At 68.1% G+C, this 21,192-nt stretch carries 21 protein-coding genes; 9 read left to right on the top strand and 12 right to left on the bottom strand.

The window, feature by feature from the left end; translation table 11 throughout:
- Nucleotide 1 precedes the first annotated feature (1 nt).
- The 4 genes from V9K99_RS36485 to V9K99_RS36470 form a co-directional block, all read right to left on the bottom strand.
- Nucleotides 2-1,648 carry a phospholipase D family protein gene (locus tag V9K99_RS36485; RefSeq protein WP_337011072.1) on the bottom strand — a complete coding sequence of 549 codons (1,647 nt, stop codon included), beginning with the start codon at nucleotides 1,646-1,648 and terminating at the stop codon, nucleotides 2-4.
- Nucleotides 1,649-1,696: 48 nt separating this feature from the next.
- Entirely contained in the window at nucleotides 1,697-3,724 is a 2,028-nt protein-coding gene (locus V9K99_RS36480; RefSeq protein ID WP_337011074.1) for a phage holin family protein, read from the bottom strand.
- Nucleotides 3,725-3,737: 13 nt separating this feature from the next.
- A complete protein-coding gene (locus tag V9K99_RS36475) occupies nucleotides 3,738-4,148 on the bottom strand; it encodes a DUF7144 family membrane protein (protein WP_337011076.1) in 411 nt (136 codons plus the stop codon).
- 105 nt (nucleotides 4,149-4,253) lie between these two features.
- Nucleotides 4,254-4,772, bottom strand: a complete 519-nt coding sequence (locus V9K99_RS36470) for a hypothetical protein (protein ID WP_337011078.1) — start codon at nucleotides 4,770-4,772, stop codon at nucleotides 4,254-4,256.
- Nucleotides 4,773-4,967: 195 nt separating this feature from the next.
- On the opposite strand from V9K99_RS36470, the gene V9K99_RS36465 reads away from it, so the two are divergent.
- Both V9K99_RS36465 and V9K99_RS36460 read left to right on the top strand, forming a co-directional pair.
- The gene (locus V9K99_RS36465; RefSeq protein ID WP_337011081.1) at nucleotides 4,968-6,164 is read left to right on the top strand and encodes an AI-2E family transporter; all 1,197 of its coding nucleotides are present in this window, start codon (nucleotides 4,968-4,970) and stop codon (nucleotides 6,162-6,164) included.
- A gap of 9 nt (nucleotides 6,165-6,173) precedes the next feature.
- Nucleotides 6,174-6,785, top strand: a complete 612-nt coding sequence (locus V9K99_RS36460; RefSeq protein ID WP_337011083.1) for a hypothetical protein — start codon at nucleotides 6,174-6,176, stop codon at nucleotides 6,783-6,785.
- A gap of 51 nt (nucleotides 6,786-6,836) precedes the next feature.
- Here the strand turns inward: V9K99_RS36460 and V9K99_RS36455 are convergent, their stop codons facing one another.
- Complete coding sequence (locus V9K99_RS36455; protein ID WP_337011085.1) at nucleotides 6,837-7,277, bottom strand: DUF7144 family membrane protein; 441 nt, start codon at nucleotides 7,275-7,277, stop codon at nucleotides 6,837-6,839.
- A gap of 147 nt (nucleotides 7,278-7,424) precedes the next feature.
- Between V9K99_RS36455 and V9K99_RS36450 the strand changes: the two genes are divergently transcribed.
- Nucleotides 7,425-9,113, top strand: a complete 1,689-nt coding sequence (locus V9K99_RS36450) for a SulP family inorganic anion transporter (RefSeq protein ID WP_337011086.1) — start codon at nucleotides 7,425-7,427, stop codon at nucleotides 9,111-9,113.
- A gap of 12 nt (nucleotides 9,114-9,125) precedes the next feature.
- Here the strand turns inward: V9K99_RS36450 and V9K99_RS36445 are convergent, their stop codons facing one another.
- Genes V9K99_RS36445 through V9K99_RS36425 form a run of 5 tightly spaced genes read right to left on the bottom strand, consistent with a single transcriptional unit; the run spans nucleotide 9,126 to nucleotide 14,058 of the window.
- On the bottom strand, nucleotides 9,126-9,584 hold the full coding sequence (locus V9K99_RS36445; RefSeq protein WP_337011087.1) for a DUF6069 family protein: 459 nt from the start codon (nucleotides 9,582-9,584) through the stop codon (nucleotides 9,126-9,128).
- A 15-nt stretch (nucleotides 9,585-9,599) separates the two neighbouring features.
- A complete protein-coding gene (locus V9K99_RS36440) occupies nucleotides 9,600-10,166 on the bottom strand; it encodes a phosphatase PAP2 family protein (protein WP_337011089.1) in 567 nt (188 codons plus the stop codon).
- Between the two features lie 7 nt (nucleotides 10,167-10,173).
- Nucleotides 10,174-10,392, bottom strand: a complete 219-nt coding sequence (locus V9K99_RS36435) for an amphi-Trp domain-containing protein (RefSeq protein ID WP_337011090.1) — start codon at nucleotides 10,390-10,392, stop codon at nucleotides 10,174-10,176.
- A complete protein-coding gene (locus tag V9K99_RS36430; RefSeq protein ID WP_337011091.1) occupies nucleotides 10,392-11,690 on the bottom strand; it encodes a diacylglycerol/lipid kinase family protein in 1,299 nt (432 codons plus the stop codon). The genes V9K99_RS36435 and V9K99_RS36430 overlap by 1 nt, the downstream gene beginning before the upstream one ends.
- Before the next feature lie 16 nt (nucleotides 11,691-11,706).
- A complete protein-coding gene (locus V9K99_RS36425) occupies nucleotides 11,707-14,058 on the bottom strand; it encodes an arylsulfatase (RefSeq protein WP_337011092.1) in 2,352 nt (783 codons plus the stop codon).
- 220 nt (nucleotides 14,059-14,278) lie between these two features.
- Here V9K99_RS36425 and V9K99_RS36420 point away from each other — a divergent pair, with 220 nt between their 5' ends.
- Nucleotides 14,279-15,586, top strand: coding sequence for a cation:proton antiporter (locus V9K99_RS36420; protein ID WP_337011094.1), 1,308 nt, complete (start codon nucleotides 14,279-14,281; stop codon nucleotides 15,584-15,586).
- A gap of 1 nt (nucleotide 15,587) precedes the next feature.
- Here V9K99_RS36420 and V9K99_RS36415 read toward each other — a convergent pair whose 3' ends face one another.
- Nucleotides 15,588-16,088: a DUF7144 family membrane protein gene (locus tag V9K99_RS36415; RefSeq protein ID WP_337011096.1), complete on the bottom strand. Its 501-nt coding sequence runs from the start codon at nucleotides 16,086-16,088 to the stop codon at nucleotides 15,588-15,590.
- A 192-nt stretch (nucleotides 16,089-16,280) separates the two neighbouring features.
- On the opposite strand from V9K99_RS36415, the gene V9K99_RS36410 reads away from it, so the two are divergent.
- The 5 genes from V9K99_RS36410 (at nucleotide 16,281) to V9K99_RS36390 (ending at nucleotide 20,149) form a co-directional block, all read left to right on the top strand.
- On the top strand, nucleotides 16,281-17,585 hold the full coding sequence (locus V9K99_RS36410; RefSeq protein ID WP_337011098.1) for a hypothetical protein: 1,305 nt from the start codon (nucleotides 16,281-16,283) through the stop codon (nucleotides 17,583-17,585).
- A 32-nt stretch (nucleotides 17,586-17,617) separates the two neighbouring features.
- Nucleotides 17,618-18,442 carry a bestrophin-like domain gene (locus V9K99_RS36405; RefSeq protein ID WP_337011100.1) on the top strand — a complete coding sequence of 275 codons (825 nt, stop codon included), beginning with the start codon at nucleotides 17,618-17,620 and terminating at the stop codon, nucleotides 18,440-18,442.
- On the top strand, nucleotides 18,426-19,076 hold the full coding sequence (locus tag V9K99_RS36400; RefSeq protein ID WP_337011102.1) for a hypothetical protein: 651 nt from the start codon (nucleotides 18,426-18,428) through the stop codon (nucleotides 19,074-19,076). Before V9K99_RS36405 ends, V9K99_RS36400 begins: the two co-directional genes overlap by 17 nt.
- A gap of 117 nt (nucleotides 19,077-19,193) precedes the next feature.
- Nucleotides 19,194-19,628 carry a DUF7144 family membrane protein gene (locus V9K99_RS36395; protein WP_337011104.1) on the top strand — a complete coding sequence of 145 codons (435 nt, stop codon included), beginning with the start codon at nucleotides 19,194-19,196 and terminating at the stop codon, nucleotides 19,626-19,628.
- Between the two features lie 56 nt (nucleotides 19,629-19,684).
- Nucleotides 19,685-20,149, top strand: coding sequence for a DUF6325 family protein (locus V9K99_RS36390; RefSeq protein WP_337011106.1), 465 nt, complete (start codon nucleotides 19,685-19,687; stop codon nucleotides 20,147-20,149).
- Between the two features lie 211 nt (nucleotides 20,150-20,360).
- On the opposite strand, the gene V9K99_RS36385 is transcribed toward V9K99_RS36390, so the two are convergent.
- Nucleotides 20,361-21,083 carry a hypothetical protein gene (locus V9K99_RS36385; protein ID WP_337011108.1) on the bottom strand — a complete coding sequence of 241 codons (723 nt, stop codon included), beginning with the start codon at nucleotides 21,081-21,083 and terminating at the stop codon, nucleotides 20,361-20,363.
- Between the last annotated feature and the right edge of the window lie 109 nt (nucleotides 21,084-21,192).

Below are 21,192 nucleotides of genomic sequence, written 5' to 3'. Positions count from 1 at the left end.
GTCAGAACTCCCCCCGGCGACGCATTCCGTGTGGCCTGCCATCCGGGTCGTAGACCACCCGGTACAGCGGCTCCGCCCAGAGCGCCTGCAGCCGAGTCACTTGTTGCGGCTCGTGCGGGCGGATCTGGCCGGGTGGCCGCTCACCCTTCCGGCCACCGGCGTACCAGGCTTCCAGGTCCGCGGCGGTTCGCTGCCACAGGTCGAAGCCGGCCGGTGGGTCGAGTGACGCCAGACCGCTGCTCGGTCGGCCAAGGTGCTCGGCCCACACGTCGAGCCGCAGGTCCCGAGCGAGCCGGCGGGCGTCTTCGGCGCCAGGCTGCCGGTCGTCGGGAGTCGAGTCCAGGACCGCGCAGGTGAGTTCGCTGTCACTGGTCCAGGACCGGCGGTTGAAGTTGTCCGAGCCGCAGGTGAACCACACGTCGTCGACGATGCAGATCTTCGCGTGCACGTAGATGGGTGATCCTTCAGAGTTCTCCAGGTTGTAGATCCCGACGCGCTCCGGCGCGGCCCGCCGCAGCATCCGCACGGCCCGCAACTGACCGAAGCGTGCCGGTGGCCCACTCACCGGACCGTCGGCATCCGGGTACCGCGGTACGACGATGATCACGCGGAGCTCCGGCGATCGCTCCAGCGCTCCGCGGATCCCTTGCGCGATCAGCTCGGACCACAGGTACTGGTCCTCGAGATAGATCAACGTCCGGGCGTTGACGAACGCCTTGCGATAGGCCCGGGCGATGCTCCGCTCCCCCGCGGGTGCGAACGGATACCCGGGATGCTTGTAGGCATACGTGCGCAGCACCTGTACGGCGTGCGGCCCGGCCGGCGGTGGATCGGGGAACGTCTCGGTCAGCGGTTTCGGATGACGGGGCATCCGGGCGAGACGTTGCACGACCATCCGGTACGGCGTCCGCCGGTCCAGCGGATGGTGGTCGTCCCATCGCTCGACAAAGGTGCGGAGCAGGTCACCGACGACCGGTCCCCGCAACTCCAGCGCGGCATCATGCCACGGCGTGCGGTCACCGTACCGGGGATCCATCGGCGCCTGCTGTGGATCCCCGAGGTGCTCGCGGTCGTCGCGGCGCTGGTGTGACAGGTCGATGCCGCCGACGTACGCGACATCGCGCTCCGGTTCGCCGCGATGCCGGATGACGAACAGTTTCTGGTGATGCGAGGACATCCGTCGTACCCGCTGGTCGAGCAGCACCTCGGCGCCGGCCTCGTTCAGCTCCGTCCCGAGCCGGTGGTTTTCCCGTGCGTTGAACTGCAAGTGGTCCGAGTGCGATCGCCATAGCAAAGCCCGGACCTCGATCCCCGCTCGCGCCAGCTCGCACAGCACGGCTCCGATCGTCGGGCCCTCGGACAACAGTTTCTGATCGGCGTCGCCACGCCAATCGGTGAAGTAGACGTGGTCGCCGGCGCGCAGCGCACACAGTTCCTCGTACAGACGACGGAAGTAGGTCGCCCCGTGAATCAGCGGACGGACCAGGTTGCCCTCGACCCAGGACCCGTCCACGTCCCCCATCCGGTCGATGTCGGTGCCGGGATTGCCGCGCTCGTCCGGACGAAGGAACCACTGACCAGCGCTGTGGTCGATCATCGTCACGTCCTCCCCGTCGAGTGTTGCTTCCCGGCCGCTCAGGTTGCTCATCCGCTGTGGGTGAGTCTTCCTGGGCTGTCTCCCGCTAGCGCCGCCATCTCAGACGTCCGCCGCGTCGCGCGAGATCCCGCTTCGCTGTCCGAGCTGTTCGAGATAGCCGACGAGCACGCGGTGGAGTTCATCCGCTCCGCGGATCGGCTGGTCCGGGATCAGCAGGTCCGGCGGGGCCAGCAGCAGCGCCCGCCCCTGCCATCCGCCGAGTCCACCGTGAGACCCGACGAGGCCCTCGAACGCGGAAACCTGACCGGTGTCCTGGTCGACGGCGCTGTTGACGTAGAGATCGGGAGCCTCCGGCATGGACACCGCTCGCATCAGGTCCGCGGAAATCTGTGGTCCGAACAACTCCAGCGGGTCGTCGCCGGTCACCGTCGCGTCGGAAAGCCGGTGCACGCCGGTCGGCCCGACGGCCAGGGGCCCGTGCTCGACACTGAGGACCGCAACGAAACCGACCCCGTCGTGATTGACCAACCCCGGGATGAGCGCCGGCCAGCGATCGTTGATGTCCTCCATCGTCAGCCGGCGTTCCTCGGCGGCGTACACCAGGCCGAGGTTGCCCGACCCGAGAACCACCAGCTCCGAGCCGGCGGTCACCGCAGGCGGTGCCGAGCGGCGCTCGACGCGCAGCGCGGCGCCGTGGGCAGCCCGCTCCCTGCTGGTCCCACCGCCGGACAGGTCGGCCAGGAGGCCGTTCAAGCGACCCCAGCCCTCGACTGCCTGCTCGACGGCTTCGACCCGCGCCGCGGTCAGCTGCGAACAGACCGTGGAGAGGTCGACCCCGTAGCGATCGGCGAAGATCGGTCCCTGGGACTGACCGTGGTCGGACAGGATGACCAACCGGTACGGTCGCGGTGCCGCCGCGGCGACCGCCTCCAGGCACGCGAGCACATGATCGAGCCGATCCAGTGCGTCCAAGGACTCCGGTCGCAACGCGCCGGCGTGATGAGCCACCTCGTCGTAGTCGACATAGTCGACGTACACGGACCGCGTCCCACGGATCATCTCCTCCGCCACCAGCGCCGTGTTGAGGTCCCGCAGCACGACGTTGGTGACCGCACGCATTCCGGCGAAGAGCCAGCCACGGTGACAGCGCGGGCGAACGTCGCGGCGCCGTTGCCGCCGCGCTTCGAACCTCTCCCGGGCGATCTCGGCGACCGCGCCGAAAACGCTGCCGGCGAACCCGTCGGGCCTGGCCAGGTACCAGGCGACGCGGCGACGGGTATCGGCAGAACCACGCTTGAGCTCCAGCTTGCTCATCGTCAGCAGTGACCGCTCGGCGTCACCGCTGAACAGATTCGAGATACTCACGCCGCCGTCTGCCAGCAGGCCGCGGCCGTCGGAGGCGCGGCGCTCGATCTCGGCGGCGTCGGCGGCCCGGTTGGCCACCAGCACGCGTCCGAGCACCCGGTCGTACCACCGGAACGCGGGTACTCCGTCGATGCGGCCGTGCAGAATTCCCAACTGGCTTGCCGGTGTGGTCGGCGGCAGCACCGGCGTCCATTCCACCAGGCGATACCCACGTTCGCGGATCCACCGCCCCGCGGTGGGGACCGTTGCCGCCAGCAACTGCCAGCGCAGCACCGGGAAGGGCACACCGTCCAGCTGGACGAAGATGACGCCCGGAGCCTCGGGATCGTCGACCGGCCGACGCTGCTTTCGCGTCCGCCGTACCAAGGCCGCGGTGAAGGCCTCAGGCGTGCCGGACGTACACATCCACGCCACGATCGTCGTCGCGGCCGCCGCGATCCAGGCAGCGGCGAGCACGACCCAGAACGACTCCGCCTCGACCCCCGGGATCAGCGAGAGCGCCAGCGAAAGGATCACGGCTTGTCCGAGCATCGCCATCAGGAGCACGGCCAGCCATCCGATCGCCGCACTCGCGGCGACCAGCACCGGGCGCACCAGCGCACCGACCAGCAACGCCGCCGCGGCCGACGCGAGCAACTGCGGGAACGACGAGAACCCGAGACCGGGCAGCACGGCCGCCGCGAAGGCCAGGGCCAGGACCGAGGTGACAAAGGTGGCGACGATCCGGCCGAGATCGCCAGTGCGGACCAGCGGCGTGGACACGGCAGCCGGACCGTCAGGTGCGGAGCGCGCGCGGACGCGTCAGCGCCCAGATGACCCAGACATCGAGCGCGATCAGCAGCGACGACCAGAACGGCGCGTAGGGGATGAAGAAGAAGTTGTCGATCGCACTCAGCACCGCCAGGAAGACAGCGATCACCCCTGCCCAGACTGCCCGGCTGAACAGTCCGATGCCGGTCGCGATGAGCGCCAGGCCCAAGATCAGGTGGATCCATCCCCAGGCGGTGATGTCCAGATCGAAGGCGTAACCCCGGACGCGCACGAAGTACTCGTCGTCGATGATCGCGGCGAACCCGGCGATCGCCTGGAAGGCACCGATCATCAGCATCATGGTGGCGGCGAACGCGACTCCGGTCATCACCCAGCCCGACTCAGCCTGCGAGTCGATCGTGCGTTTGTCGGTCATCTGTGCGCACCCTCCTGCTTATCCCTCGACGGACGTCGAGTGCCCATCGACAGTAGGACCGCGGCGATCGGTGGCGCGTCACCCTTGGCGGACGACGTAGCGGCCTCAGTGCGTCAAGGCAGCCTTCAGCGCGACGATCACCAGGCCGAGGATCAGGTTCACGACGGCCGCGGCGACCATGCGCCCTCTGGTGGCGCCGGCCCGGGCGGCGACGTACAGCGCCCATCCGAGCTGCGACCCGACCGCCACCAGCAGCGCCAGCCAGGCAGCGCCGGCGTCCGACATCCCGAGGAGCACGCCCACGCCGACCGCCATCGCGGGAGGTACGGCGGCCTGCACGATCGGCCAGTCCTGTCGGGCCACAGCGCGGAACCTCCGTGCGGACGGGAGCATTCCTGACGATCGCTCCCCGACCAGATGAGCATAGACATGGGACAGCCAGAACACCACGCCGGTCGCGAGCAGAAGTGCGATCAACTCGCCCGGGTGGGGAGGTTCTTGCCCGGGGCCGGTGCCGGCGACGACCGACGCCGCCAGCAGCGACCCGTAGATCGCGCCCGCGTAGTCGGACGGTTGCCGCTCCTGGCTCGCTCTAACCGGGTCGACCATCGGTCCCTCGCTCATCCAGTCTCCTTCGCAGGGCCGCTCCACCTCGTCACCGGCCTCGAGGGCAGCTTCCCGCGGTGACAGTCCCGGCCGCCTCACCCCGACCGGATGACGCGGTCACCGGCGTAAGGATCATCCGGCCAGGATGATGCTGCCCGCGACGATCTGAGCGATCTTCGAAGCCGGGTGAGTCGGGAGAGGGAGGTTGCGACGATGTCCGCAGGCTCCACGGAGTCCCCCGACGGCCGCGTGCCGGCCGCCGACCCACCACCTGCCGCCGACTCACAGCCTGCCCCCGATTCATCGCCTGCCCCCTGGGCGCTCCCGCGCGGAGTCGTCGTTCTCCTCGGGACCGCAGCCGCGGTCCTGACGGCCGCTGGAATAAAGGGCTTCGCCGACATCGTCGGACCCGTCTTCCTCGCGCTCGTACTGACGATCGCTGTGAGTCCACTGCGCCGGCTGCTGGTCAGGCGAGGAGTCAAGGGGTGGATTGCCGCACTGATCGCACTCGTGGTCGTGAACGTCTTCCTGCTGGGAGTGGCGGCGGCGCTGGCCTACTCGGTCGCCAAGCTGGCGAGCCTGCTGCCCACCTATCAGGACCAGTTCGCCGACATCGTCGACGATGCCCGTGGCTGGCTGGCCGACCGTGGCGTGGGCGACGAGCAAATCCAGGCCGCCCTGCAGGAGCTCGACCTCGCGAGGTTCCTCGACGTGCTGCAGGGCTGGCTCAACGGACTCCTCGGGATCTTCTCGGACCTGGCCTTCATCGTCATCGTCTTGTTCTTCATGGGCATCGATGCCGCCCACTTCACGGACCGCCTGCGCGAGGCGGCGCGGGCCAGGCCGGACATCACCGGTGCCCTGACCGGCTTCGCGCGTGGTACGACGCGCTACCTGGTCGTCTCCACCGTCTTCGGGCTGATCGTCGCCATGTTCGACGTCGGGGTCCTCTACCTGCTGGACATCCCGCTGCCCTGGCTGTGGGGCCTGCTCGCCCTTATCACCAACTACATCCCGAACGTCGGATTCTTCATCGGGGTGATCCCGCCCGCGCTGCTGGGACTCCTCGACCAGGGCTGGGCGACCTTGGTGTGGGTGATCGTGGCGTACAGCATCATCAACTTCATCATCCAATCGATCATCCAGCCAAAGATCGTCGGCGAGGCGGTCGGGCTGTCCACGACGCTCACCTTCCTGTCCCTCGCCTTCTGGGCCTGGATCCTCGGCCCACTGGGCGCCGTACTGGCCATCCCGCTCTCGCTGCTGGTGAAGGCCCTGCTCATGGATGCCGATCCCTCCACCCGCTGGATGGGCGGCCTCATCTCCGGTGACCCACTCCCGGAGGACGCCCAGGCCGCGACTTCGGCAGACCTCCCCCCTGCCGAAGTCGCCGCCGAACAAGTCAGTTAGGGGATTGCCATGTGGCGCTCGGTGTTGCTGCACGAGTTCCCGGACCACAACGTCCGGTCCTTTCAAGGCCTACCCGGCAGCTTCTCGCCAGACTCGCCCCCGCTGAGCCCGGCCGAAGGCACCGTGCTGATCGCACCAGGACGCGGTCTGCGCTACGTCCTCGACACTCCGCTTCTCGATGTGATCGGGGTCAGCTGCCTGTTGCGGTTCAAGCACCCTGGTCCGGTCGACAGTTCGTCGCGGATCATCGGCCTCGGGGACGAGTTCGACCTGAGACTCGAACGGTTGACCACGTTCCAGGCCCTGGTCCTGGTCCGGCTGCACGGGGCCTGGCACGACATCGGCCAGCTGCCGAATCCCAGTACGCGCTTCGCGGAACTGAGATTCGACTGGCACACGAGCGGTAGGACCTACCTTCGCGTGGACGGGCGACTCGTCGGGTATCACGATGCTCTGAGCCGAGGTTCCCGGCTCACCATCGAGGACGTCACCTTCGGCTCTCCGGAGTCGCTCCCCACCTTGTCTGGCCCGCGCTATCAGCTGGGCGAGTTCTTCGTCCGCGCCCTGACCCGCCGCACGCGCTGGCCGCGGCGACGCCCGGCAGACGTGCGCAGGCCATGACGTCGACGCAGAGCCTTCAACACAGGGCCTTCACCACAGGGCCGCGCGGGGTCAGGTACTGCTTGCTCGTGCCTGCGTGACGGCCCAGATCACCCAGACACTGAGCGCGATCACCACCAGCGACCACACCGGTTGGTAGGGAATGAAGAAGAAGTAGTCGATTGCGACCAGCCCAGCGATGATGATCGCGACCACTCCGGCCCAGCTCCGGTTGGCGAACAGGCCGAGCCCGACCAGTACGACCGCGATGCCCAGCGCCAGGTGGATCCAGCCCCATGCCACCGTGTCGAGATCGAACGCGTAGCGCCGACTGACGACCAGGTAGTCGTCATCGAGGATCGCGGCGAGCCCGGCAACCATCGAGAACGCACCGATCATGACCAGCATGCTCGCGGCGAACGCGAGACCACCGATCGCCCCACTCGAGACATGCTGCCGCTCGTCCATATCGCCGTACGTCATCGTGCTCCGCCCTTCCTGCTCATTCCCCACCTCGATGACGATGCCCGCCGGTCCCAGCGCAGCACATCGTCCTTCCAGGGTGAGATACCGATGGCGCCGCGCACCTAGGCTCGCAACCAATCCCGGGTGAGGAGACCTCGAACGCGGAGGGAGACGGGCGTGACCGGTGGTCGTCGCGTGACCGCTCGTCCTGTACGTCGGTGGCTGTGGTCGATCCGGCCGGAGCGACCGCACCTACGGGCCGACGTGATCGCCGGTGTGCCGGGAGCGATCAGCAGCGTTCCCAACGGGATGGCCTCCGCGGCACTCATCGGCGTGAACCCGATCCACGGCCTCTATGCGAGCTTCGCCGGTCCGGTCGCCGGCGGATTCGCGACGAGCAGCCAGCTGATGGTGGTCACGACGACCACGGCCGCGGCCCTGGCCGCCGGATCGGCTCTGCAGGGAGTGGACGCCGCGGATCGGCCGCAGGCCCTGCTGCTGCTAACGATCATCGCCGGCCTGGTGATGATCGCGGCCGGCGTCGCGCGGCTGGGGCGTTACACCCGCTTCGTGTCGCATTCGGTCATGACCGGCTTCCTCACCGGGATCTCGGTCAACATCGTTCTCAGCCAGTTGCCCGGCCTCACCGGCGCGGACGCCACCGGCGAACTCGCCCTCGAGAAGGCCGTGGACCTCGTCTTCCATCCCACCCGGATCGACGTCGCATCACTGCTCGCGGGGCTGGCCGCGCTCGGTATCCTCATCGGCCTGTCCCGGACCCGGCTGGCGGCGGTGAGCGCCTTGGTGGCACTGGCCGTCCCGACAGCCGGTCTGGTCATCGCCGGCGCCGCCAACGTGACCAGAGTGGAGGACACCGGACAGATTCCTCGCGGGGTTCCGCTGCCGCAACTGCCGGACCTCGGCCAGCTGTCGTTTCCCTTGGTCACCGGGGCTCTGGCTGTCGCGGCCATCATCCTCGTCCAGGGCAGCGGTGTCGCCGAAGCGGCACCGAACCGGGACGGCACGCCCTCGAACGCGAACCGGGACTTCGTTGCCCAGGGCATCGGTAGCGTCGCGGCCGGCTTCTTCCGCGGTCAGCCGGTCGGCGGCTCGGTCGGCCAGACCGCACTGAACCAGACGGTCGGCGGCCGCACCAGGTGGGCGGCGATCTGTTCAGGTCTATGGATGATCGTGATCCTGGTCGCCTGCTCCAGCGTGATCGGGCTCGTCGCCATGCCCACGCTGGCGGCCGTTCTCATCTACGCGGCCGCCAAGTCGCTCCGGCCAGGTGAGTTCATGGCGATCCTGCGCACCGGCCCCACCTCTCAGATCGCGGTCGTCACGACCTTCTGCGCAACCCTTTTCTTGCCGGTCTCCGCCGCGGTCGGCATCGGTGTGTCGCTGTCGCTCCTGCTGCAGCTCAATCAGGAGGCCATGGATCTCAAGGTCGTCCAGCTGACACCCGTCGTCGGCGGCCGGTGGACCGAACACCCGGCTCCCGAGAAGTTGCCCAGCTACCAGGCGACCGTCCTCGACGTCTACGGGAGCCTGCTCTACGCCGGCTCCCGCACCCTGCGAGTCAGGCTGCCGGACCCGGCCGGCGCCGAGGCACCAACCGTCGTACTGCGACTACGCGGCCGAACGGCTGTCGGCGCCACGTTCGTCAAGGTCGTGGCCGACTACGCCGCCGCACTGAACGCTGTCGGCGGCCGGTTGTACCTCAGCGGAGTCGACCACGCAGTCGCCGAGCTGCTGCGTCGTACCGAACAGCTGGACGTTACCGAACCGATCGGCGTCTTCGAGGCGACCGAGTTGCTCGGGGAATCGACCGAGCAGGCCCTGCGGGAGGCGGAGGCCTGGGCGGTCCGGCGCCGACCGCTATGACCGCCCCGCGGCTCAGCGCTCGATACGGCGGTCCCGCATCGCCGCCCGCGCTGCTCCGCTCAGCAGCATGCCGATGGCGATCCCGACCGCGACGTTGATCAACCCGGTCGCAATCTTCGATGACGTCGACCCGCTCGCGGCGAACGGCGCGAGTGCCCCCGCCAACGTGGCCAGCGTCATGATCCAGCCGAAGAACCGCAACGGCCGGGGCGTGGAGATCAGCAACAGATGCAGAAGGCCGGTGGCCACCAGTGCTGCGAGAGCGCAGTACACCGCGTACTTCGCCGTGTCGGCGTCTCCCCAGGTGCCCTCGCCCTTGGGTGCCAGGATGGGTACATCGAAGACGCCGCGGGCGAGCAGGATGCCGACGAGCGCGATCAGCCCGGCGACCACGGCCGTGGCCGCACCTCCGGCCCACAGCCGGCCGCTGGCGACGGCGTTCGCACCGCCTTGCGTCGGTTGAACTGTCATGATGTGTGCTCCTTGTCATTCGGCTGGCGATGGTGGCCAGCGGCGGAGCGCCAGCCGTGCGGCCAATCGCCCGAACAGCGCGCCTATAGTCGCCCCGATCAGAACGTCGCTCGGGTAATGCACGCCCGTGTACACGCGAGAGAACGCGACGACCGACGCTGCCACCCGCAGCGTCGGCCGGAGCGCGGGCAGGACCTCTCCGACAGCGACGGCGAAGGCCGCAGCCGAGGCGGAGTGTCCGGACGGAAAGGATCCCGAGGAGGGCATCCGCACCCACCGCTGCACGGGAACGCCGAGGCCGTGCCGGTCGGGCCGGAGGCGTTCACCCACTGCCTTCTTCAGAGGCTGGTTCACCACCAGGGACGCTGCCCCGATCGCCGTCAGCCCGGCAACCGCAGCCTGCCGGCCCTGTGCGCCACCGAACAGCGTCAGCGCACCGGCCACCAGGAACCACGGCTTTGAGAAGTTGGCGAAGTCGGACACCTGCCGCAGCGGTTCATCCAGGACCGGCGTGGACATGCGCGCCACCGACCGGTACAGCGCACGGTCGTAGGCAGCGAGACGCCCCGGCGAGTCGGTCACGCAACCGTCACCATGTGAGCTCGATCTCGAGCTCGCTCTCGTCGTCCCCGATCTCGAACTCGAGCTTCCAGTGCACCTCGTCGGGAACATGCACCTTGACCCGCAGGCCGCCTCCGTCGAACTCGACGTCGTTCTCCTTGGCGAGCGTGTCGGCAAGAGCGTGCAAGCGGGCCGCGGCGGCCTCTCGGCTCAGCAGAACCTTCTCTTTGACCTCGATCAGATCCATTACGGCCTCCTAGCAGCTGAACTTGCTGATTCCCGGTCCCGGCCGAGGACGATGCGCACCAGCTCGGCCAGTCCGTCACGGATGCCCTCGGGAGCCATCGCCGACGGCGATGAGCCCGGGTGCTGGTGCGCGATGCGCACCCGGAGAACTCCGGGCCGGATCCGAAACAGCAGCGGCGCGTCCAGTACGAGCGCCTCCCCGTCGACGCCGGCCGGCAGGGGGCGGTCGGCATCGACCTCGAACGACGGAGCGGACCACTCGCGCCAGGGCCGCTGAAGGCGGCCTTGACCGCCGTCCGCGGGCGCCCCGAGGACGGTGATACCGAGCAGGCCGTCGTCGATCCGCGGACGGGTGCCGGATCCCACCGCACGACCGAGGCGGTAGCGGTTGTTCGAGACGAGTACGGCGGCGCCCCCGCGATGATCCTGCCCGCCGGGGCCGGTCCAGCGCATGTCGAGATCGCTGCCACTGTCACCGAGCGCGTCGGGCACGGTGTCGAGCAGGGTCCGGATCTTGGCCGCGCGGTAACCGGTCTTTTGGACAGCCTCGGCGTACAGACCGAGCGAGACGTTGTTGACGAACACGCGGCCGTTGACCTCGGCGAGGTCCACCAACCGCTCGCCGCCGTCGACGAACGCGTCCAGAGCACCGACGACGTCGTCACGGTCGACACCGAGGTCGAGCGCGAAGTGGTTGCGTGTGCCGGCGGGCACGCAGGCGTAGGGCAGCGAGTACTCGGCGGCGATCGCGGCGACGATCGCCTGCGAGCCGTCCCCGCCGGCCATCGCGAGTCCGTCAGCGCCCCGCGCGACCGCGCCGCGGACCAGGGTTTCGAGGTCGTCCCCACGCTTCAGCTCGATCGGCTCGATCCCGCGGTCGCGCGCTTCCTTGGCGAGCGCGAAGCGTTCTGCCTTTCCCCCACCCGAGAGCGGATTGTAGAACAGCACCGGATGCTCCGGCGCCGTCGCCCGCGGCAGCTCCACGTGGACGGCAAAACTGGCACGTACCGCTGCCAGGGTGACCAGGAGCCCGACCACGACGAGAAGATCGACGCCGAACTTCCCACCCACGACAATCAGGACCACCGCACCGACGAGCGCCACACCCGCGATGTACAGCCCCGCCGTGCGCGCGAACCCTCGCCGCAGTACGCCGTACCAAGCCGCAATGCCGGCGATCAGCACACAACCCAACAGACCAAGCCCACGCGGGAACTGACTCACAGACACCACGACGCCGAGCACAACCGTCGCAGCCCCCACCAGCAACGCTGTAACCGCCGCAACCCGCCGCCTCACGGAGCTCAACCTCCTGCTACTGCCGTGCCAGGTGGACTCGTAGCTCGGACTCCGGGTCCTCGATGAGCTCGCCACTGACGTCCACGGTCACCTTGTGGAGGGTGCCGGTGAACTTGAACGGGCTCGTGTAGTCCGGACTGATCGGAGAGCCCGGGTTGGAGCCGCAGGTGAGATTGCCGGGGTTGAAGGCGAACGGCGTCGTCACAGCCGCGTCCGCGGCAGCGACGAGCGCTCCGTCGACGTACAGCTGCAGGTGCCCGGGCGAGCCCTTTCCGTGCGGCATGTCGGGCTTGTCGGTCGGTTCGAACTCGAAGCGGAGCTCATGCTCGCCGACGGGCACCGGTTCGGACGACGAGACCCGGAACAGATCCCTGCCGACGTAGTTGTGCACATAGTTCAGGAGCCCGTCCTTGATGAACAGCGAATAGCCGCCGGCCGCGCTGCCTTGACTCAGCAGAACTCCCTCGGCACCGCCGTCGGGGATCTCGACGAAGGCTGTGATGCTGTGCGGCCGGTTGAGGACGCGTGGGCCGGCGGAGAACGGGATCGCCTGGGTGTTCGGCCGCATCGTGTACTGGTCGCGCGGGGCCGCGATCAACGGTTTCTCGCCGACTATGCGCGCCAGTGCGCTCCCGTCGATCGGCAGGACGCCATGCTTCCCCGCCTCGGCGTACCAGATCCCGATCATCGCGATCAGCCGATCCCGGTTGTCCGCGGCAACGTTGTTGGTCTCCGCGGGATCCTCTGCCACGTGGTAGAGCTCCCAGCCGGTGGCGTCGAGTTGGGACAGCCTCGTCGAGCTGATCGGATCGCCGAAGGCAGCACTGGCCTCGGCGAACGAGGGGCCCGGCCACGGGCAGACTGCCCGCCAGCCGTCGTGGTCGATGGCCCGGTGTCCGAACATCTCGAAGTACTGCGTGTGGTGCTTGCTGCCGGCCGCGGCGTCGTCGAGGGCGTGGGCGAAGCTGACGCCGTGCAGAGGCGCCTGCGTGACGCCCCGGATCGTGGCCGGCGGCTCGATGCCGAGCAGGTCCAGGACGGTGGGCACCATGTCAATGATGTGGGCGTACTGGTTGCGGACCTCGCCTTTCGCCTTCACGCGGGCCGGCCACGACACGATGAACGGATCGCAGGATCCGCCCCGGTACGTCTCCCGCTTCCAGCGCCGGAACGGCGTGTTGCCTGCCCAGGTCCAGCCCCACGGGTAGTGGTTGAAGTGCTTGGGGCCGCCGATCTCGTCGATGACCCTGAGGCTGGCTTCGAGCGACTCGGGGGCGTTGTTGAAGAACTGTGCCTCGTTCGTCGTCCCGGTCGGACCGCCCTCGGCGCTCGCCCCGTTGTCGGAGATCATCATCACGATCGTGTTGTCCAGCTCGCCCTGATCACGGAGGAAGTCGAGCAGCCGGCCAAGCTGGTGGTCGGTGTGGCTGAGGAAGCCCGCGAACACTTCCATCATCCGGCTGAACAGCCTGCGCGCCTCGGGCGATTGCGCCTGCCAGTCCGGTACGTCGGGGTCGTGGCGCGACAACGTGGCGTTGGCGGGCATGATGCCCAGTTCCTTCTGCCGCGCGAAGACTTTCTCCCGGTAGGCGTCCCATCCCTCGTCGAAGGCACCCGCGTACTTGTCGGCCCATTCCTTCGGCGCGTGGTGGGGCGCGTGCGTCGCACCGAAGCACAGGTGCAGGTAGAACGGCTTGTCCGGGTCGATCTGCTTGCTGTCGGCAATGAACTCGATGGACTTGTCGACCAGATCCTCGCTCAGGTGATAACCCTCCTCCGGCGTGCGCGGCGGCTCGACCTGGTGGTTGTCGTACACCAGGTCCGGATACCACTGACTCGTGTCACCCCCGAGGAAGCCGTAGTACCGCTCGAAACCGCGTCCCAGCGGCCAGCGGGTGTACGGGCCTGTCGCGGTCTCCTGGTTGCTCGGTGTCAGATGCCACTTGCCGACCATGAAGGTGCTGAAGCCCTGATCCACCAGCATCTCCGAGAGCATCCCGTTCTCGAACGGCATGACGCCGTTGTAGCCGGGATAGCCCGTCGACAGCTCGGTGATCGAGGCCATGCCGTTGCTGTGGTGGTTCCTGCCCGTGACGATGCAGGATCGGCTGGGCGAGCACAGCGCGGTGGTGTGCATGTTGGTGAACCGCAGCCCGTTGGCGGCCAGCCGGTCGAAGTTCGGGGTCGCTATCGGGCTTCCGAAGCAACCGAGCTGCCCGAAACCCGTGTCGTCCATGACCACGAACACCACGTTCGGGGTGCCTTTCGTGGCCCGCACGGGACTTGGCCAGGCCGGGCTCGACTCGTCGGTCGTACGTCCCACCACACCGGTGAACGGGCGTCCTTCCCGATACTCCTCGATCGCCATCACGGCCTCCCAATCGATGCGAAACGACACGGCTTACAGCAACTGACCCCGTCGGAGGTGCCGCACAGCAGCACGCTCGTCGTACCCGCGCGACATGTCATCACCCGCCGAGGATGAGCCACGGCCGGCCGAAACCCCCTCAGGCGGATGAGGCGCCCACTGGGAACGGCAGTCACGGTGAACATGAGTCAGTCCGGTTCACGACGGAGGCGGGGCGGCGGTGACAGAGGCCACGTTCGCAGTGCTCGCGCTACTCGTCCTCGCGTGGGCGGTCACCTCGGGCCTCCTGAGCCGGGCGAACATCACCGGTCCATTGGTCTTCACCGTCGCCGGCTACGTTCTGGGCAACCGTGACTGGGGCCCCCTCACGGTGGATGTCGATGCTCCGTCCGTCCATCTGCTCGCGGAGCTGACCCTTGCGATGTTGTTGTTCGCGGACGCGTCCAGAGTCAACCTTTCCAGGCTGAAACGAGACATCAACCTGCCCGCGCGTTTGCTGGGCATCGGCCTTCCGCTGTCGGTGCTCCTCGGCTCGCTCCTGGCGGCTTGGCTCTTCGACGACTTCACCTGGGCTCTCGCCGGCTACGTGGGCGCCACGCTGGCTCCCACCGACGCTGCTCTCAGCGCACAGGTCATCAACGACCAACGGATACCGATGCGGCTGCGTCGCGCACTGAACGTCGAAAGTGGACTCAACGACGGCATCGTCACACCGATCGTCACTTTCACGCTCGCTGTCGCCGCTGGCCAACTCGGGGCAGCGCATGAGGATGGCGCCGATGACGGGGGCGGCGCGCTGCTGGAGCTCGCGGCCGGCGTCAGCGTCGGCCTGGTGGTCGGACTGGCAAGCGCCAAGCTCCTGACCTACGGTTCCCGTCGCGACTGGATCACCTCAGGCGCAGGACGGCTCGGCACGTTTGCCGCCGCGCTCAGCAGCTTCGCCCTCGCGGTGGCCTTCAGCGGCAACGGTTTCATCGCGGCGTTCGTGGCCGGCATCGCCTTCCGGGCGGGTCTGGACGAGAACGTCGTCGACGCGGACAACGCCATCGAGCTGCCGGAACTCGTCGGTGAGATCCTGGCATTCGCCGTCTGGTTCCTGTTCGGCGCCACGCTGGTGCCGGTCTTTGTGCACAACTTCGATCTACCGCTCCTCGCGTACGCCGTACTGAGCCTGACGATCGTCCGTATCGTTCCCGTCGCCGTGGCCCTGCTCGGGACGGGACTGGACGGCCGCACCGTCGTCTTCGTGGGATGGTTCGGTCCCCGCGGCCTCGCATCGGTCGTGTTCGCGTTGCTGGCGATCGAAGAGATCGGCGAGACCGAGGTCGTCGAGCGGGCCGTCGCCGCCGTGTCTCTGACCGTGCTGCTGAGTATCGCGCTGCACGGGATCTCGGCCGGCCCGCTCGGACGTCGCTATGTCACTTTCGAGCAGGCGGAGGCCAGTGCGAGCCCCGGCCCGAGATCACGACGCTCCGCACATCACCATCACCACGGTGCCACGGTGCCCGGCGGCAGCGACGAGCCATGACTCAGACGAGCGGCGGCGTACGCTGCTCGGCGGCTGAGAGCTGGGTTTCCTCCTCGAGTTGGGTTTCCTCCTCCTTGCGCCATGGCGCTTCACCAACCCCACCGAGCCGCTCGCGTACGGCGGCCCACCGGGCGGTGAGCGCGAACAGCACAACGGTATCCAGCGCGATCATCAGCAACGCCCAGACGGGGTAGGCACCGAGCCAGGCCGTCTGCACCACGGCGTGCAGGCAGACGAGCACGATGGCCGTGATCCTGGCCCACGTCTGCGCCACGAGCAGGCCGGCGCCGACGGCCATCAGCAGCAACCCGAAGATCAGCAGCGTCCATCCCCAACCAGTCACGTCCACGACGACAAGGTTGGTCCGCGTCATCACCACACGCTCGTCGGAGACCAGCGCAATGAGTCCCTCGAAGACGTTGACCAATCCGATCACCATCAGCAGCGAGCCGGCGAACATGACGAACCCGGCCATGGCCGCCCCACCTCTTTTCGCAGCCATCTCGGTATCTCCTCTCGTCGCGTCGGGCGCCGCTGAGTCGGCGGCGTTCGCACCTGGATGCTGACCCGCGTCGCCCCTCCCCGCCTCACCCCGCGCGGATGAGGCTCGGCCGGTTCATCCGCGCGGGGTGAGGTTCCGCCCGCCCGCGGCAGAGACGATCGCTGCCTGAACCGACTGGCGAGGAGGTGCGGCATGTCTGACCCAGACCCCACGCTGTCCAGTGGTCCAGATCGCAGCGTGCCCGTCGAAGCGCCCGCGGCGGCGCGACCATCCAGGGGCCGTTCGGTCGCGGCGGTCGTCTGCTTGGTGCTGGCGGCGTTGCTGACGACGCCGGCGGCGATCGCCTACTGGGGTCAACGCACGCTGAACGACACCACGCGCTACGTGAACACCGTCGGCCCGCTGGTGAACTCGCCAGAGGTACAGGACGCGATCGCGACGACGGTCACCAACGCGATCGAGAAACAGGTCGACATCGAGGCGATCCTCAACGACGTGTTCGCCGGTGTCATCACCGATCGGCCGCGGCTGCAGCGACTGGTCGGGCCGCTCTCCGCGTCGATCAATGGATTGATCGACCGCCAGGTCCGGGAGTTCCTCGCCTCGGACGAGTTCGCCGACCTCTGGATCGCGGTCAACACCAGGGTCCAGCAGTCCCTCCAGCGCCTGCTGACGGGTGGTCAGTCCGGCGCCGTCTCGCTGCAGGGTGATCAGGTCGTCCTCGACGTCTCCGAAGTCATCGAACGGGTCAAGCAACGCCTGGTCGATCGGGGACTCACGGTCGTGCAGAACGTGCCGATCCCCAACATCGACAAGCAGATCGTGTTGATGGAAGCTCCCGAACTGGCGAAGCTCCGGACGACCTACGCGTTCGCGAACCCGCTGGCGCAGTGGATGCTCGTGGCGGTAGCCGGGCTCTATCTGGCAGCGCTGCTGCTCGCGCGCCGGCGTCCGCGGATGACGGTGATCATCGGGGCAGTGCTGGCGGCGAACGCATTGGTGGTGGCGCTGGCACTGGCCGTCGGACGGCAGTTGTTCATCGACGCACTCGCGGGTACGACGTTCAGTCCGGCGAGCGCGGTCTTCTACGACACGCTGCTTGCCTATCTCGACCGCGGTCGGCAAGTGTTCCTCTGGCTGGGCCTGATCCTCGTGGTCGTCGGCTGGTTCGCGGGACCCAACACGTACGGCACCGCCGTACGCACTGCAGTCAGCGGTGGCTTGGAAGGCATCGGCGGTGCCCTGGCCGGCAGCCGGGTCGGCGACGGGAGCCGATGGGTCGCGCCCAACGCCCGGTGGCTGCGCGTTGCCGTGGGCCTGCTCGGCGTCGTCGTGCTGCTCTGGGGCAACGACATCTCGCCGGCGCGGCTGTTCTGGTCGCTCGTGCTCGTTGTCGCGTTACTGGCCGTCGTGCAGGTCCTGGTCGGCGCCGGCAGGGCGGCCGATGCCGCCCGTCCCATCCCGCCGGCCCAAGCCGTCCCCGGAACCGCGAAGTAGCCAGCTGTGACAGCGGCAGCAGGCAGACGCGCGTGAACATCGTCTGGGCCGCTCTGGTCACAGTCCTCGCGACCGCGGTCACCGTCACGGCGATGCTCCTCGTGCGCAGGCGGGCGCCGGAGGGCAGCTACTTCAGCGACGGTGACCGCGCCTCGGGCGTCTTCGGTGTGCTCGCCACCGGGTTCTCGGTGCTTCTCGGTTTCATCATCTTCTTGTCGTTCACCTCGTACGACCAGTCGCGGGCCGGTGCCGAGTCCGAGGCCACGATCGTGGCACAGCAGGTCCAGACGGCCCAGTTCCTGCCCGACCAGACCGGGGCGGAGCTCACCGGCGAGCTGATGTGCTACGCGCGGTCCGTGGTCGGGGTCGAGTGGGACGCCTTGGACAAAGGCACGCTCGGTAACTCCATCAACCCGTGGGGTGTGGAGATGTTCCGGACGATCTCCGCCGTCGACCCACGGACGCCGACCGAGCAGTCGGCGTACGACCGGTGGATGGACCAGACCGCCGAACGGGAACAGGCGCGCATCGACAGGGTGCACGGGGCGGAAGGGATCATCCCGACCCCTTTGTGGCTGGTCCTGTCGGTGATCTCCGTGGTGATCTTTGTCTACCTCTTGTTCTTCGCCGACCGGGCCGAGCGCGCGGTGACGCAGAGCCTCCTGATGGGCAGCGTGACGATGGTCATCACGCTCCTGCTGTTCCTGCTGGTGTTCTTCGACCATCCGCACGGCGACGGAGTGGGCAGGCTGCAGCCGACCGCGATGCTGCGAACCGTCGGCGTGATCGATACCCAACTCGAGGTGGTCGGGCTCGATGTGACGCCTCCGTGTGACGATCATGGCAACCGGCGCTGACGAGCCGCCCAGCCGCGGCCGCGGCTGGCAGGAGGTGCTCGTCACCCTTCTGATGGTCGCAGCTGCCCTCGGGACCTCGTGGAGCAGCTACCAGGCCACCCGGTGGAACGGCGAGCAGGCCAAGGCGGCCGGCCGCACGAGCGCGATCCTGATCGAGGCCGGCCGGGCACAGGGCCTGGGTGAAGCCCAGACTCAGGTGGATGTCGCCACGTTCATCGCCTGGGCGGATGCGGATCGCCGAGGCGAGGCCGGCCTCGCCGACTTCTACGTCGACCGCTTCCGCGCGGAGTTCCGGCCCGCGTTCAACGCCTGGATCGCGACCCGCCCGTTCACGAATCCGGAGGCGCCGGCTACGCCGTTCGCCATGAACCAGTACCAGCTCGCGTCGCGGCAGGAGGCCGAACGGCTCGACCTGGCCGCCGACGCCTCCGCGGCCGAGGTGCGCCGTAACCTCCAAACAGCCAGCAACTATGTGCTCACCGTCGTTCTGTACGCCGTGGTCCTGTTCTTCGCCGGGATGAGCACCAAGATCACCAGTCACCGGCTGCGCTGGATCCTGGCCGGGATCGGCTGCCTCGTCCTGCTCACCGCCATCGCCTGGATCGCCACCTTCCCGGTGAGCGTCGACATCTGATCCCGAGCGGCATCGTCCACGGGGGATGATGCCGGGCCCGAGGCGGTTCGGCAGCCTGGTGTCATCCTCACCGGCGACCGGTAGTCAACAAGCATGAGCACAAGGGAGTGAACAACAGTGACACATGGAGCAGCAGCATCGCATTACGACGCCGCGGGCGAGGAACACGAGGTCAGCGGCTGGGCGGTCGGGTTCGTCCTGTTCGCCGGCGTCATGATGATCATGTCCGGAGGATTCCAGATCTTCGCGGGCCTGGTGGCACTCATCGAGAACGAGTTCTATGTTGCCACCCGCAACTACATGTTCCAGTTCGACGCCACCGCGTGGGGCTGGATCCACCTGCTGGGTGGCCTCCTGGTGCTGGCGGCCGGCTTCGCGGTCATCGCGGGCCAGACCTGGGCCCGGGTCGTCGGCATCATTCTGGCCGTGCTGAGCGCGCTGGCCAACTTCACCTTCATCCCGTACTACCCGTTCTGGGCACTGACCATCATCGCCATCGACATCTTCGTCATCTGGGCACTGGCCGCGCACGGTCGCGACGTCGCTGCCTGACGGCTACCGCGTCCCGATCGATGCCGTCCGAGAACTTTGACCGCTGGAGGTAGAGCATGACTGACACCATCGATGAACTGGGTCCGGTCGACTGGATCGTCGTCGAATTCCCGGAGACGAAGCTGACCGGAGAGATCGCACCGATCCTCGCCGACTATGTCGACCGGGGCCTGATCCGGATCCTCGACCTGCTGTTCCTTTTCAAGGACATGGACGGCGCCGTCGAGGCGTTCGAGGCGGCTGATCTGGACGAGAGCGCGATCGGGCAACTGCGGACACTCGAGACCGAGATCGCGATGCTGCTCAGCGAGCAGGATGTCGAGGACCTCGCCGTGACCATCGAGCCCGGCAGCTCGGCCGCGGTGCTCGTCTGGGAGAACCTGTGGGCCGCGCCGTTCGGAACGGCAGTGCGGCACGCCGGCGGTCAACTGGTCGCCAGCGGACGCATCCCGATCCACGCTGTGCTCGCCGCCATCGAGGCCGACGCCGCAGAGACCGAAGAGATCAAGAAGACGACCTAGGAAGGGGTCTGCCATGCCACTTGGAGCCCGCCGCAGGCGCAGGCGCATAGCAGCAGTGGGAGGTGCCGTGGTCGTCGCACATGGCATGCACCGCCGCCACGACCGCCGCGACGACCGTCGTGACGACCGCGGTGACCGCCGTGAGGACCGCCGCGACGACCGTCGCGACCGCCGCGACTGACGCCGCCTCCCAGCGCCGAGCCAGCTCGACTCAACTGGCTCGGCGTTTTGCGTCACCGACGTACGGAAGTGGATTGCCGGAGGCTCGTGCGCCGGAGGCTAACCAGGCGGCGAGCCCTTCCGGCGATCGCCGCTGGAGCTCGTCGAGATACTGCTGGCGTTGCTCGACGACGGACAGGCGTTCGGACGCTGAGCGGGACGCCTCCAGCAGGCTGAAGCTGCGGCGCCAGGCCAAGCACAATGCCTCGTCGTCGAGGGAACGGAGCTCTGGCTCCGGAATGAGCACAGGACCGTCGGAAAGCGAGATCGCGGGGTCGCGAGGTGTCGCCGGCTCCGGCTGAGCGACGTGGGCATCATCGCCTCGGGCGTGCTGTCGTCGCGCCAGGACGAGCGAGGTGAGAGCCGGCGTGGTCGCTGCCAGGATCAGCACGATCAGGACGCCGGCGAACGTGAAGACCGCGATCAGACCGACGGCGGCCGGCCCGACCAGCCCGCCGGCGAGGGTGAAACGAGCGATCCTGCGCACCGCGCTCCGCCCGTCGCTTCCCCACGCCGATGAGGCGACGACGGCTGTCGCCGTCACGAAAATGACCACACTGACGACGACCCCTCCCAGACCCCAGTTGGCCAACGCGCAGACGAGCCCGGCTGTCGTGGCCAGGTAGACACACCACGACCGGACACTTCGGAGCTTGCCGCGGGACGTGCCGGGATCAGGTCCATCGGCGCCGGATGACCGCATCATCTCGCTCACGTTCTCAGTCCTCCGCCCCGGTTCCCGATCTCTTCTGCTGCCATTGAGCTCGGCTAGAACGTCAGCATGCTCCGGGCCGACAGCGTCCCGCCTCCTCCATCCGGGGTGA

The organism is Kribbella sp. CCNWLW201 (assembly GCF_037203805.1).
Lineage (GTDB): Bacteria > Actinomycetota > Actinomycetes > Propionibacteriales > Kribbellaceae > Kribbella.
This window is presented reverse-complemented; position numbering and strand designations above follow the sequence as displayed.